This is a genomic window from Streptomyces sp. NPDC032161 (genome assembly GCF_040636995.1).
GTDB lineage: Bacteria > Actinomycetota > Actinomycetes > Streptomycetales > Streptomycetaceae > Streptomyces.
On the sequence record NZ_JBEZVN010000009.1, the window covers coordinates 113440 to 126370 of the forward strand.

At 72.5% G+C, this 12931-nt stretch carries 12 protein-coding genes and 1 pseudogene; 4 read left to right on the forward strand and 9 right to left on the reverse strand.

Annotation, left to right across the window (positions count from 1 at the left end):
• Positions 1-9: 9 nt before the first annotated feature.
• A pseudogene (locus AB0E67_RS19655) lies at positions 10-558 on the reverse strand (sigma-70 family RNA polymerase sigma factor); the annotation flags it as partial.
• A gap of 110 nt (positions 559-668) precedes the next feature.
• Complete coding sequence (locus AB0E67_RS19660) at positions 669-1859, reverse strand: glycerophosphodiester phosphodiesterase family protein (RefSeq protein ID WP_362028192.1); 1191 nt, start codon at positions 1857-1859, stop codon at positions 669-671.
• Between the two features lie 234 nt (positions 1860-2093).
• Here AB0E67_RS19660 and AB0E67_RS19665 point away from each other — a divergent pair, with 234 nt between their 5' ends.
• Positions 2094-2765: a lysophospholipid acyltransferase family protein gene (locus tag AB0E67_RS19665; RefSeq protein ID WP_362028194.1), complete on the forward strand. Its 672-nt coding sequence runs from the start codon at positions 2094-2096 to the stop codon at positions 2763-2765.
• 134 nt (positions 2766-2899) lie between these two features.
• Here AB0E67_RS19665 and AB0E67_RS19670 read toward each other — a convergent pair whose 3' ends face one another.
• Positions 2900-4444: an MFS transporter gene (locus tag AB0E67_RS19670; protein ID WP_362028197.1), complete on the reverse strand. Its 1545-nt coding sequence runs from the start codon at positions 4442-4444 to the stop codon at positions 2900-2902.
• A complete protein-coding gene (locus tag AB0E67_RS19675) occupies positions 4441-4992 on the reverse strand; it encodes a helix-turn-helix domain-containing protein (protein WP_362028200.1) in 552 nt (183 codons plus the stop codon). Before AB0E67_RS19675 ends, AB0E67_RS19670 begins: the two co-directional genes overlap by 4 nt.
• Positions 4993-5140: 148 nt before the next feature.
• On the opposite strand from AB0E67_RS19675, the gene AB0E67_RS19680 reads away from it, so the two are divergent.
• Positions 5141-5662 (forward strand): hypothetical protein, encoded by a 522-nt coding sequence (locus AB0E67_RS19680; RefSeq protein ID WP_362028203.1) that lies wholly within the window; start codon positions 5141-5143, stop codon positions 5660-5662.
• Positions 5663-5733: 71 nt separating this feature from the next.
• Here the strand turns inward: AB0E67_RS19680 and AB0E67_RS19685 are convergent, their stop codons facing one another.
• From AB0E67_RS19685 to AB0E67_RS19700, 4 genes are all read right to left on the reverse strand, one after another.
• Positions 5734-6648, reverse strand: coding sequence for a sigma-70 family RNA polymerase sigma factor (locus AB0E67_RS19685; RefSeq protein WP_362028206.1), 915 nt, complete (start codon positions 6646-6648; stop codon positions 5734-5736).
• Positions 6649-6814: 166 nt separating this feature from the next.
• Entirely contained in the window at positions 6815-7786 is a 972-nt protein-coding gene (locus tag AB0E67_RS19690) for an aldo/keto reductase (RefSeq protein WP_362028208.1), read from the reverse strand.
• A 113-nt stretch (positions 7787-7899) separates the two neighbouring features.
• Positions 7900-9336 carry an argininosuccinate lyase gene (argH, locus tag AB0E67_RS19695; RefSeq protein WP_362028211.1) on the reverse strand — a complete coding sequence of 479 codons (1437 nt, stop codon included), beginning with the start codon at positions 9334-9336 and terminating at the stop codon, positions 7900-7902.
• Positions 9337-9424: 88 nt separating this feature from the next.
• A complete protein-coding gene (locus tag AB0E67_RS19700) occupies positions 9425-10618 on the reverse strand; it encodes an argininosuccinate synthase (RefSeq protein WP_362028214.1) in 1194 nt (397 codons plus the stop codon).
• Positions 10619-10868: 250 nt separating this feature from the next.
• Between AB0E67_RS19700 and AB0E67_RS19705 the strand changes: the two genes are divergently transcribed.
• Positions 10869-11468, forward strand: coding sequence for a pyridoxamine 5'-phosphate oxidase family protein (locus AB0E67_RS19705; protein WP_362028217.1), 600 nt, complete (start codon positions 10869-10871; stop codon positions 11466-11468).
• 93 nt (positions 11469-11561) lie between these two features.
• Positions 11562-12263: a L,D-transpeptidase family protein gene (locus AB0E67_RS19710; RefSeq protein WP_362028220.1), complete on the forward strand. Its 702-nt coding sequence runs from the start codon at positions 11562-11564 to the stop codon at positions 12261-12263.
• 126 nt (positions 12264-12389) lie between these two features.
• On the opposite strand, the gene AB0E67_RS19715 is transcribed toward AB0E67_RS19710, so the two are convergent.
• Positions 12390-12926: an arginine repressor gene (locus tag AB0E67_RS19715; protein ID WP_073787752.1), complete on the reverse strand. Its 537-nt coding sequence runs from the start codon at positions 12924-12926 to the stop codon at positions 12390-12392.
• Positions 12927-12931 lie beyond the last annotated feature (5 nt).

Here is a 12931-nt window from a genome sequence, read left to right on the forward strand (position 1 = left end):
ACGCTCCCTTCCCCGGGGGCCGGGAGCGACAACCTCCGCCGCGAGCATTCTGCGCAGACATCCAAGGCATCGGGAACGGATAGGGCCCAAACTCCCCTGTGACATACCCAACTTCCCTGCGATTTCCCGGTAGGTCGGGTCCTCGGGGGCGAGCAGCGCCGCCAGCAGCCGGGCGCACCGGCCGGGCAGCCGCCCGATCGCGGCACGCAGGGCCCGGCGTTCCTCGGCGTCGAGGGCGGTCCGTTCGGGTCCTTCGGACGGATCCGCGAAGGCCGCGTCGCGGTAGGGGTGTTCGCGCCGGGCGGTGCGTCGGGCCCGGCGGACCTCCGCCCGCACGGTCTCGCGCACCCAGCGGCCGGTGTCGGCCGGTGGCCCGCCCCGCGCGAGCCGTTCCAGCAGCCGCAGCCAGACGGCCTGTTCGAGGTCGGCGGGCTCGATCGCGGCCCCGGTCGCGCAGGTGGTGGCCTCCGCCGCGGCCTCGGCGTGCACCAGTGGACGGAGGGCGTGGACGACGGCCGCGGAAGTGGCGGTGCTCGCGGCGGGATCGGGAAGGGTCATGCCCCAACCAACTGCCCCGCCCCGGCAACCGGTCACCCGGTCCGGCGGTCACCATCCGACCGGGGCATTCCCCGGCCGGATGGTGACGACGTCCCGCGCACGGGCAGGTGTCACCTCGCGGTGAAGTCCGCCGCGGCGAGAAGGGCGGTGTCCGGATTGTCGGAGAAGATGCCGTCGATCCCCGCCTCGAAGTACGTCCGCAGGGCGCCGAACGCGTCACCGTACGCGGCGGGGTCCGTGCCGCGCCGGAAGTCGGCCGGCAGGAAGGAGTTCTCGTTGCGCAGGGTGTACGGGTGGAGGACCAGGCCACGGGCGTGCGCGTCCCGCACCAGGGTGGTCGGCTCGGTGAGCCGCCCGGAGGCGTCCTTGGGGATGATCAGGTCCAGGGTGGGCCCTATGCCCTGGGCGTAGGAGGCGATCCACTTCAGCCCCTCGGGCTTCACCAGGTCGGCGACGGTGCGCGGGTCGCCCGACGCGACGAAGTCCCAGGGCCGCTCGGACGGCCCGGAGAGCAGGACGACGCCCGGCATGGCGACGAGCCGGGAGAGCCGCTGGATGCTGCTGGGCTCGAAGGACTGGAGGATGAGCGGCGCGTCGCGGCGGTGGCGGTTGTAGCGGCGCAGCAGCTTGGCGAGGGGCTCCTCCAGGCCGAGGCCCAGACCGCGGAAGTAGGTGGGGTGCTTGGTCTCGACGTACAGCCAGACCGGCTTTCCGCGCCGACGGCCCTCGCGGTCGGCCCAGCGCAGGACCTCCTCGAAGGCGGGGACCTCCCAGCGGCCGTCGTAGAGCGTGTTCTTCTGCCGGGTGCCGGGGATGCGCTCCTCGGCCCGCAGCGTCTTCAGTTCGGCGAGGGTGAAGTCCTCGGTGAACCAGCCGGTGAGCGAGACCCCGTCGACCTGCTTGGTGGTCCGGCGGCTCGCGAACTCGGGGTGCGCGGCGACATCGGTGGTGGCGGTGATGTCGTTCTCGTGCCGGCAGACGAGATGGCCGTCCTTGGTCGGCACCAGGTCCTGCTCGATGACGTGCGCCCCCATGTCGAGCGCGAGCTGGTAGGAGCCCAGGGTGTGCTCGGGCCGGTAGCCGCTGGCGCCGCGGTGCCCGATGACGGTGGGCACCGGCAGGTCGAGGCGGAAGCCGTGTCCGGTGCCCGGCCGGCCCGCCCGTTCGGCGGCGTCGCGGCCGGTCGTGCCGGCGGCCTCGGCCGTTCCGCCGGCGAGTCCGAGGGCGGCCGTGCCCAGGACGGCGGCCCCCGCCCCCAGCATCGTCCTGCGGCCGGGACCCGCCTGCGCGCGCTCTGTCATGAATGCTCCTCGCGTGTGATGTCTCGCACCTGTCGGGCGCGGGCCGAGCGTAGGCAGTCGTACCGTCGAGGGAACGGCAGCCGGACGAACTTGGCGCAAACACGTGTCAACGTCCGGTATCCGTTGGATGAACCCGACGTGCGGTCGGCGGGTACCCGCGAGTATCGTCCTCACCTGCATGGACCGTCACGATCCCGCGCCCCGGCCGGCCCGGCCGCTACACCGGAGGAACCGTTGTCCCGACTCGCGCTCATCAAGGCAGTGCTCGGACCGTTGTTGCGCCTGATGTTCCGCCCCCAGGTGGAGGGCGCGGAGAACATCCCCGGGGACGGTCCGGTGATCCTCGCGGGCAACCACCTGACGTTCATCGACTCCATGATCATGCCGATCTGCTGCGACCGGCCGGTGTTCTACATCGGCAAGGACGAGTACGTGAAGGGCAAGGGGCTCAAGGGCCGCGCGATGGCCTGGTTCTTCACGGGCTGCGGCATGATCCCGGTGGACCGGGACGGCGGCCGGGGCGGTGTCGCGGCGCTGATGACGGGCCGTCGGGTGCTGGAGGAGGGCAAGGCCTTCGCCATCTACCCGGAGGGCACCCGGTCCCCCGACGGCCGGCTCTACCGGGGCCGTACCGGCATCGCGCGGCTGACGCTGATGACGGGCGCGCCCGTGGTGCCGTTCGCGGTGATCGGCACGGACAAGCTGCAGCCCACCGGCGCCGGTCTGCCGCGTCCCGGGAAGGTGACGGTCCGTTTCGGCGAGCCGATGGAGTTCTCCCGGTACGAGGGCATGGACCGGGACCGCTATGTGCTGCGGGCGGTGACCGACTCCGTGATGGCCGAGGTGATGCGGCTGTCCGGTCAGGAGTACGTCGACATGTACGCAACGAAGGCCAAGGCCGCGTGAGCTGACGCACGGCAGGGCGAAGGGGTCCGTACCCGGTGTGGGTACGGACCCCTTTCGCATGCGCACCGCCCGGATTTCGTGCGTGTGCCGCCGGTGTGCCCGACACTCCTGGTGCGCGGGCGGGCGGTGGGCGGCTACTCGGGCACGATGCCCTCCGCCAGCTTCTGGCCGCGCAGCAGGAACCAGGCCGCGACGGCGGTCGCCAGCAGGACCGCCGCACCCGCGCCCGCCGCGAGCCGCAGCCCCTCGACGAACGCCTCCTGCCCCGCGGCGACCAGCGCGTCGGCCTGCGGCGCCGGTAGGCCGTGGGCCGCTTCGACGGCCCCGCCCAGTGAGTCGTGGGCGGCTGCCGCGGCGGCGGCCGGGATGCCCTCCGGGGTGACGAAGTCCTGGTAGACGCCGGTGACGACGGAGCCGAGCAGGGCGATGCCGAGGGCCGCGCCGAGTTCGTACGCCGTCTCGGAGACCGCGCCCGCGGCGCCCGCCTGCTCCTTCGGGACGCTGGAGAGGATCACGTCCGCGGTGACCGTGAACGCGAACCCCGCGCCGACGCCGACGACCAGCAGCACGGCACCGATCAGCGGATAGCCGGTCTCCTTGTGGATCGCGGTGACCGCGGCGAGCGCCAGCCCGATCGCGCCGAGACCGCCGGACACCACCGAGCGCACCGAGTAGTGGCGGGCCACCCGCCCGGCGACCAGACCCGCGACGACGGCCCCGACGGTCGCGGGCAGTTCGGCGAGTCCCGCCTCCAGCGGTCGGCGGTCCTGCACCAGTTGAAGGAACTGGGAGAGGAAGAAGACCAGACCGGACAGGCCGAGGATGGTCAACAGGTCCGCGAGGACCGCGCCGGAGAAGCCGCGGTGGTGGAAGAGACGCATGTCCAGCAGGGGCGCGGGAAGCGTGAGCTGCCTGCGTACGAACCAGCCGAGCGCGGCCAGACCGCCGAGACCGGCGATGGACGCACCCCAGCCCACCCCGTGCGCGGCCATCTCCTTGACGGCGTACACGACACCGATCATGCCGAGGAACGACAGCGCCACACTGCCCAGGTCCCAGGGTCCCGGGGCCGGGTTCTTCGATTCGGGGATCATCCTGGCGCCGACGACGACCAGGACGGCCATGACGGGCAGGTTGATCAGGAAGACCGAGCCCCACCAGAAGTGCTCCAGGAGGAACCCGCCGACGACGGGACCGACGGCCGCACCCGCCGAGGCCATGGCTCCCCAGATGCCGATGGCGAGACTGCGCTCGCGCGGATCGTGGAAGAGGTTGCGGATCAGGGCGAGCGTGGACGGCATCAGAGTGGCGCCCGCGACCCCGAGCAGCGCCCTGGCCGCGATCATCATCTCGGGGCTGCTCGCGTACGCGTTGAGCACGGAGACCGCGCCGAACGCGATCGCCCCGCACAGCAGCAGCTTCTTGCGGCCGATGCGGTCGCCGAGGCTCCCCATGGAGACCAGGAGACCCGCGATGACGAAGGAGTAGACGTCGCCGATCCAGAGCAGCTGGGTGCCGGACGGCTTGAGGTCCTCGGTGAGGAACGGCGTGGCGAGACCGAGGACGGTGGCGTCGACGGCCACGAGCAGCACCGCGAGGACGAGGACGGCCAGGGCGATCCACCGCCCCGGCCGCCGCAGTTCCCGAGGGGCTTGCACGTGCTGGTCGAGTGTGCTCATCGTCCTACGCTCCGACGCGCGCCGCCGAGCAGCAACTCGACGATCATGTACTGGAAGTCCTGCCCGGCGATCCGGCCCGCCTGAACGGCCCAGGCCCCGGTGGAGAAGAGTCCGTAGAGGGTCTCGGTCAGCCAGGCGGGGGTGAGGTCGATCCGGAACTCGCCGCGTTCCTGGCCGCGCCGGAAGAAGGCGGCGACCCGGGCGTCCAGCCGGTTCCAGCCCTCGTTCAGCTCGTCGCCCTCGAAGAGCTGGTTCTCCGTGACGAGGAAGGACAGCAGCCCGGCACTCGGCTCGACGGCCGCGACCAGCCGCCGCAGCGCCTCCTCGGACGTGCCCTCGTCGAGCGCGGCGGCGTCGAGCGCGGCCTCGAATTCCCGGATGCCCAGGTCCTCCAACGCCCTGACCAGGGCATCCCGTCCCGCGAAGTGCCGGTGCAGGGTGGCGCGCCCGATGCCCGCGGCCCGGGCGACCTCGTCCATGGTGGCGGTCGATTTTCGGGTCAGCAGGGCGGCGGCGCTGCGGAGCACCTGTTCACGGTCGAGACTCATGAGACAACGATAAACCACATGAGACAAACGTGTCTCATGAGGGTCGTCGTCCGTACCGCGGGAGACCGTCGCCCGTACCGAGCGGCCTGTCGCCCCGCGCCGTACGGGACCGTCGCCACCGCGGCGGACGAAAGAGGACCATGTCGGTATGAAGCCGCTGCTGCTGATCGACATCGACGGTCCGCTCAACCCGTACGCGGCACTCCTGAACCGTCGTGTCCCGGACGGCTACACGCGGCACTGGACACGCCCGACGGGCTGGGAGTTCGGACCGCCGCTGCCCGTCCTGCTCAACCCGGAGCACGGCCGGGCGCTGCTCGGCCTCGCCGGGCGCTACGAGCTGGTCTGGGCGACGACCTGGATGGACGAGGCCAACGTGTGGATCGGGCCGCGTCTGGGACTGCCCCCGCTGCCGTACATCGACTGGCCGTCGCTTCCCGTCGCCGCTCCCGAGGACACGTACTGGAAGACGCCGTACATCGTGGCGTACGCGGCCGGCCGGGCGTTCGCCTGGATCGACGACGAGATCGCCGACCGGGACCGGGAGTGGGTCCACGGGCAGGGGGCGGCGGCACTGCTGCTGTGGATCGATCCGCGCACCGGGCTGCTGGCGGGCGACTTCGAGACGCTCGCGGGGTGGGCGGACGGGCGTCGGGGCGGCGCGCGCTGAGCCGACCGCGCGCCGGGTCGCCCCGACCCCCTGCGGTGGCCGCCACCGCCGCCGCACGGGGTCGGCGCCCGTCAGCCGTCGAGGACGGTCAGATCGAGGCCGGGCAGGCGCGCCGGGTCCTCCGTGACGGACAGGGCGACGACCCTCCCCCGCTCGATCGTGAAGACCATCACCGACAACCGCCCGCCCTCACGCATCGAGACGACCGCCGGTTCCCCGCCGGCCAGGGCCCGCTGCGACGAACGGGCGAACGGCGCGAACATCATCGCCCGGCGGCCCACGGCCGCGGCGCCCCGCGCCACGATCGGCATGCCCGCACCACCGGTGCCCGCGTCCGAGCGCACGACCACGTCCGGGTCGAGCACGGCGACGAGGGCCTCGAAGTCACCGCCGCGGGCGGCGGCCAGGAAGGCCTCGACGACCTCGCGCCTGCGGGCGTGCTCGGGCCCCGTCGCCGGATCCGCCCCGCGCACCCGGCGACGGGCCCGGCTGGCGAGCTGCCGCGTCGCGGCCGGGGTACGGTCCACGACCCGCGCGATCTCATCGAAGGGCACGGCGAACATGTCGTGCAGGACGAACGCGAGCCGCTCGGCCGGGTCCAGCGTCTCCAGGACGACCAGCATCGCGAGGCCGACCGAGTCGGCCATCAGCGCCTGTTCCTCGGGGTCGTCGTCCGGACGGGCGCCGAGCACGGGTTCGGGGGCGTGCGCCTCGGGCACTCCCGTGCCGGGGAACGCCTCGTCCAGGAACGCCTCGCGCCGGGAGCGGCGGGAGCGGAGCATGTCCAGGCACACCCGCCCGACGACCGTCGTCAGCCAGCCGCCCAGGTTCTCGATCGCCGCGCTGTCGGTACGGCTGAGTCGGATCCAGGCCTCCTGGACGGCGTCCTCCGCCTCGCTCGCCGAGCCGAGCATCCGGTGGGCCACGGCCTTCAGCCGGCTCCGGTTCTCCTCGAAGCGCTCCGCCAGCAACTCGTTCGTCTCCACAGTGGCCTTTTCCTCCGTCGTGATCCGTCACCGTGATGACGCGCCGGGGGCCGTCGATGTGACAGAGGCTCGCTCGGTTTCATCGGCCCCGCCCCGCTGCCTCGTCGGCCCCGCTCCCCCCGGCGCACCGGACCGGCCGGGGCGCACCGCTCACGCGCCCCCTCGCTCAGCCCCAGGGCAGCGCGGCCCGGTGCCGCCAGTACGCCTCCGGATCCTCCACGAGCGCGCCGAGCCGGAAGCGCCGCTCCTCGTCCAGGTCGACGACGGCCGCGTGCAGGTTCCCGGCGAGCTGGTCGACGGTCGCCGCGCCCGAGAGCACCACTCCGGCCCACGGCTGGTACAGGACGAACGCGAGTGCGACCGCGTCCGCCCCCACCCCGGCGTCGGCCGCGATCTCCCGGATCACCGCCGGGGCCTCCGTTCCGGCGAGCCGCCCGTTCGCCATGCCCTCCTTGACGATGACGGTGAGTCCGGCGTCGTGCGCCTCGGCGAGCGCCGCTCCGGCCGACGTCTCCAGCGCGTTGAAGGTGGCCTGGACGGTACGGAAGAGCGGCTCGCCGTCGACCGTGACGGCGAGTGCGGCCCGGATGGCGTCGGCCTGCCGGGGACCGCTGGTGGAGAGGCCGACGGTGACCCCTTCGGCGGCGAGCCCGGCGAGCCGCGCGTGCAGCTCCCGGTCGGTCAGGGCCGGGCTGTCGACGGTGACCGAGTGGATCTGGTAGAGGTCGAGACGGTCGCCGAGCAGGGCGCCGGTCTCGGCACGCTGGCGCAGGAACGTGGCGAGGCCGTGGTCCTTGACCTCGTGCGCCTCGGCCTCGACCTTCCAGTCGGCGGTGTAGGTGTAGCCCCATTTGCTGCCGACGACGACGTCGTCCGCCTCCGGGTGCGCCTTCAGCCAGTCGGCGAGGAACTCCTCCGAACGGCCGTAGGAGCGGGCCGCGTCGATGTAGCGGACGCCCTGCGCGTAGGCGGCGTCCAGCAGTTCGTGGGTGCGTTCGCGCAGCGCCTCGACGCCGCGGTCGCCGGGCAGGTCGCGGTCGCGGTGCAGGTTGATGTAGCCGGGTCTGCCGACCGCCGCGAGGCCGAGCCCGATGTGGGCGGTCGGCGTCGTCGCTGTGGCCAGCCGTGCGAAGGGCATCGTGGGCTCCTCGTCGTTCGGGTGCGCTCCCCCGTCAACGTAACCCGGCCCGGCGGAACCGGAGGGCGGGAGCGCGTGCGCGCCCTCCCGCCCTCCGGCTTCCCGCACCGTCGTCAGTTCTTCTTCGCGGCGGCCCACTCCTGCTGGACCGCGAGGTCGGCCTTCACCTCGTTGAGCTGGACGGCCACCGCCGACGGGGCGGTGCCGCCCCGTCCGCTGCGGGACGCGAGCGCGCCGGGCACGTTCAGGACCGTGCGGACCTCGGGCGTCAGGTGCCCGGAGATCTTCGCGAACTGCTCGTCGGTCAGCTGGTCGAGCTCGATGCCCTGCTGCTCGCACTCCTTCACGCAGGCGCCCGCGACCTCGTGCGCGACGCGGAACGGCACACCCTGCTTGACCAGCCACTCGGCGACGTCGGTGGCGAGCGAGAACCCGGCCGGGGCCAGCTCCTCCATGCGCTCGCGGTTGACGGTCAGGGTGGCCATCATCCCGGTGAACGCCGGGAGCAGGACCTCCAGCTGGTCGCAGGAGTCGAAGACCGGCTCCTTGTCCTCCTGGAGGTCCCGGTTGTACGCCAGCGGAAGCGCCTTCAGCGTGGCCATCAGGCCCGTCAGGTTGCCGATGAGGCGGCCCGACTTGCCGCGCGCCAACTCGGCGATGTCGGGGTTCTTCTTCTGCGGCATGATCGAGGAGCCGGTGGAGAAGGCGTCGTGCAGGGTGACGAAGGAGAACTCCTTCGTGTTCCAGATGATGACCTCCTCCGCGATCCGGGAGAGGTTCACGCCGATCATCGCGGTGATGAAGGCGAACTCGGCGACGAAGTCGCGGGAGGCCGTGCCGTCGATCGAGTTGCCGACGGACCCGTGCTCGAAGCCCAGCTCGGCGGCGACCGCCTCCGGGTCCAGGCCCAGGGACGAACCGGCCAGGGCGCCGGAGCCGTACGGGGAGACGGCCGTCCGCTCGTCCCACTGCCGCAGCCGCTCGGCGTCCCGCGACAGGGCCTGCGCGTGGGCCAGCACATGGTGCGCGAAGAGGACCGGCTGGGCGTGCTGGAGGTGTGTACGGCCGGGCATCGCGACGTCCGGGTGGGCCTCGGCGAGGCCGACCAGCGCGCCCTGGAGCTCGGCGATCAGCCCGCCGATGATCCGGGCGTGGTCGCGCAGGTACATCCGGAAGAGCGTGGCGATCTGGTCGTTCCGGGAACGGCCGGCGCGCAGCTTGCCGCCGAGTTCCGGGCCGAGGCGTTCCAGCAGGCCGCGCTCCAGCGCGGTGTGGACGTCCTCGTCGGCGACGGTGCCGGTGAACGAACCGTCCGCCACATCGGATTCGAGCCGGTCGAGCCCGGCGATCATGCGGTCCAGCTCGTCATCGGTGAGCAGGCCCGCCTTGTTCAGCACGCGCGCGTGGGCGCGGGAGCCCGCGATGTCGTACGGCGCGAGCCGCCAGTCGAAGTGGACGGAGGCGGACAGCTTGGCCAGGGCCTCGGCGGGACCGTCGGCGAAGCGGGCGCCCCAGAGCCGTACGTCGCCGTTGCTGGTGCCGTTGCTCACTGCGTGCTCCTCGGAAGGACAAGGGGTGGATGTGCGACCGCCTCCCCGCACGGAGGGTCCGGGGAGGCGGTGACGTAACAGCTGGGGATCAGGACAGGTCACGCTTGGCGGCGATCTTCGACGAGAGGCCGAAGATCTCGATGAAGCCCTGCGCCTTGGACTGGTCGAAGGTGTCGCCGGTGTCGTAGGTGGCGAGGTTGAAGTCGTAGAGCGACTGCTCCGACTTCCGGCCGGTGACGACGGCGCGGCCGGCGTGCATGGTCATCCGGATGTCGCCGGTGACGTGCTGGTTGGCCTCCTCGATGAAGCCGTCCAGGGCGCGCTTGAGCGGCGAGAACCACAGGCCGTCGTAGACCAGCTCGCCCCAGCGCTGCTCGACCTGCCGCTTGTAGCGGGCCAGCTCGCGCTCGACGGTGACGTTCTCCAGCTCCTGGTGGGCGGTGATCAGCGCGATCGCGCCCGGGGCCTCGTAGACCTCGCGGGACTTGATGCCGACGAGGCGGTCCTCGACCATGTCGATCCGGCCGATGCCCTGGGCGCCGGCCCGCTCGTTGAGCTGCTGGATGGCCTGGAGGACGGTGACGGGCTTGCCGTCGATGGCGACCGGGACGCCCTCCTTGAAGGAGATGACGACCTCGTCGGCCTCGCGCGGGGTGGCGGGGTTCTGCGTGTACTCGTAGATGTCCTCGATCGGCGCGTTCCAGATGTCCTCCAGGAAGCCCGTCTCGACGGCGCGCCCGAAGACGTTCTGGTCGATGGAGTACGGGGACTTCTTGGTGGTCGCGATCGGGAGGTTCTTCTCCTCGCAGAAGGCGATCGCCTTGTCGCGGGTCATCGCGTAGTCGCGGACCGGGGCGATGCACTTCAGGTCGGGGCCGAGCGCGGCGATGCCGGCCTCGAAGCGGACCTGGTCGTTGCCCTTGCCGGTGCAGCCGTGGGCGACGATGCCGGCGTCGTGCTTCTTCGCGGCGGCGACGAGGTGCTTGACGATGGCCGGCCGGGACAGGGCCGAGACCAGCGGGTAGCGGTCCATGTAGAGGGCGTTGGCCTTGATCGCCGGGAGGCAGTAGCCCTCGGCGAACTCGTCCTTCGCGTCCGCGACCTCGGCCTCGACGGCACCGCAGGCGAGCGCGCGCTTGCGGATGACGTCCAGGTCCTCGCCGCCCTGGCCGACGTCCACGGCAACGGCGATGACCTCGGCGCCCGTCTCCTCGGCGATCCAGCCGATGGCGACGGAGGTGTCCAGGCCGCCCGAGTAGGCGAGTACGACGCGCTCGGTCACGGGTTTCTCCTTACGGTGCAATCACTGATGGGTATAACTATGCAGTCCTCCGTATGGTTTGTCAAAGGTGCTGGTGGGCGGCGCGTCGCCGGCCCTCACTCCCTTCCCGCCGCCGGAGCGGACCCCCACGACGACCGGCTCACCACCGCCCCGCGCTCCCCCGTGCGCACCGGGTCGCGCCCTCGCCGTACGCGTCCCGACCACCGGAGCGGTCTGCACCGGCCGAGGCTCCGCGGCGACAATGGCCGCCATGGGAAAGACGTACGAACGAATCGACGGGCGGCTCAGGACCTTCATCGAGGAACAGCGCATCTTCTTCACCGCGACCGCGCCGCTGGACGGCGAGGGCACGGTCAACCTCTCCCCCAAGGGCGTCAGCGGCTCCTTCGCGGTCGTCGACGAACGGACCGTGGCCTACCTGGACTTCGCGGGCAGCAACGCCGAGACCATCGCCCATCTCCGGGAGAACGGCCGCATCACCCTGATGTGGTGCGCGTTCCAGGGGCCGCCGAACATCGTGCGGGTGCACGGCCGCGGGGAGCCGGTCTTCCGCGACGACCCGCGGTTCCCGTCGCTGCTCCGGCACTTCCGCCACGTGGATCCCGGCCCGCACGGGCTGCGCGCCGTCATCGTGGTGCGGGCGGAACTGATCCGGGACACCTGCGGGTTCGCCGTCCCCCTCATGTCGTACGACGCGGACCGGCCCCTGCACGCCCAGCGCTTCGCCCGCGAGGACGACGCGTCGCTGAGCGCGTACTTCGAGAAGAAGGAGCACGTCGCGACGAGCATCGACGGGCTGCCGGGCCTGCCGCTCCCGCTGCCGGCGATGCCGGGCGCGGAACGGGACTGAGCGCCTGGCGGTGGGCGTGGCCGCCCGCCAGGCTCTGAGCCGTCCGGGGCGGGTCCGGGTGCGGCGGCGCGCCGCGGGGTCTACCGTCCGGGCATGCCCAGATCCCTGCTGATCGGTACGGTCCTGCTCGCACTGGCGGGCACGGCCGCGGCCCGGCCCGTCGCCGCGCCGCCCCTGCCCGCCCGGATGGCGGACACCGGCGGCGGACTTCAGTTGATCACGGCCGAGGCTCCGGCGAGGGGCTCCACCACGGGCACCGTCACCTGGTGGGACCTGCGCCGGGGCGTCTGGACGAGGGCCGGGTCGGCACCGGCCCGGTTCGGCGCGAAGGGCCTGGCCGAGGGGGCGACCCGCAGGCAGGGCACCTCCACCACGCCCACCGGTCTGTACGGCCTGCCGTACGCCTTCGGGACCGGGGCGGCGCCGCACGGCACCGTTCATCCGTACCGCCGGATCACCGGCCGCTCCTGGTGGTGCCAGGACAACGCGGCGCGCGCCTACAACCGCTGGGTGGAGCCCCGGCCCGCGGACTGCCGGGCGGGCGAGGCGGAGCGGCTGGCCGACCATCCGACGCAGTACGCCCGCGCCCTCGTCATCGGCTTCAACTACGCGCGCCCGGTGCGCGGGCGCGGCGCCGGGATCTTCCTCCACGTCGACGGACGCGGCGCGACCGCCGGGTGCGTCTCCGTACCGGCGGCCGCGATGGACCGGATCCTCGGCTGGGTGGAACCGGCCCGTCGTCCGCACATCGCGATCGGAACCCGTTCGGGCCCGACCTCGATCATCCGCTACTGAGAGCGTGCACGAGCCGGTGGCCGACGCGTCCGTGACGACGGGCGGCCGGCGGCACGTACGAAGCGTGCGCGGGGCCGGTCCCGGTGACGCCCGGGACCGGCCCCGCGGCACCGGACGCCGCGTCGGTCAGCGCTCGTTCTGGGCCAGGCGCAGCAGATGGTCGGCGAGGGCCTGACCGCCCGCCGGGTCCCGGCTGATCAGCAGCAGCGTGTCGTCGCCCGCGATGGTGCCGAGGATGTCGTGCAGTTCGGCCTGGTCGATGGCCGAGGCGAGGAACTGCGCGGCGCCGGGGGGCGTGCGCAGCACGACGAGGTTGGCCGACGCCTCCGCCGAGATGAGCAGTTCGGCGGAGAGCCGGCGCATCCGCTCCTCCTTCGCGGATCCGCCCAGCGGCGCCTGCGGGGTGCGGAATCCGCCCTCGCTCGGCACCGCGTAGATCAGCTCGCCCCCGGTGTTGCGGATCTTCACCGCACCCAGTTCGTCGAGGTCGCGGGAGAGCGTAGCCTGGGTGACGCTCAGCCCGTCGTCGGCGAGCAGCCTGGCCAGCTGGCTCTGCGAGCGCACCGGCTGCCGGTTCAGGATGTCCACGATCCGGCGGTGGCGCGCGGTGCGGGTCTGCGGCACGGAGGGCCCGCTCTGCTCGGTCTCCTGCGCCTCGGTCATCGTCG

Coding starts and splice junctions, on each gene's coding strand:
- AB0E67_RS19660 (WP_362028192.1), bottom strand. CDS start 1,859: ATGACAGAGCGCGCGCAGGCGGGTCCCGGCCGCAGGACGATGCTGGGG.
- AB0E67_RS19670 (WP_362028197.1), bottom strand. CDS start 4,444: ATGAGCACACTCGACCAGCACGTGCAAGCCCCTCGGGAACTGCGGCGG.
- AB0E67_RS19675 (WP_362028200.1), bottom strand. CDS start 4,992: ATGAGTCTCGACCGTGAACAGGTGCTCCGCAGCGCCGCCGCCCTGCTG.
- AB0E67_RS19680 (WP_362028203.1), top strand. CDS start 5,141: ATGAAGCCGCTGCTGCTGATCGACATCGACGGTCCGCTCAACCCGTAC.
- AB0E67_RS19690 (WP_362028208.1), bottom strand. CDS start 7,786: ATGCCCTTCGCACGGCTGGCCACAGCGACGACGCCGACCGCCCACATC.
- AB0E67_RS19705 (WP_362028217.1), top strand. CDS start 10,869: ATGGGAAAGACGTACGAACGAATCGACGGGCGGCTCAGGACCTTCATC.
- AB0E67_RS19710 (WP_362028220.1), top strand. CDS start 11,562: ATGCCCAGATCCCTGCTGATCGGTACGGTCCTGCTCGCACTGGCGGGC.
- AB0E67_RS19715 (WP_073787752.1), bottom strand. CDS start 12,926: ATGACCGAGGCGCAGGAGACCGAGCAGAGCGGGCCCTCCGTGCCGCAG.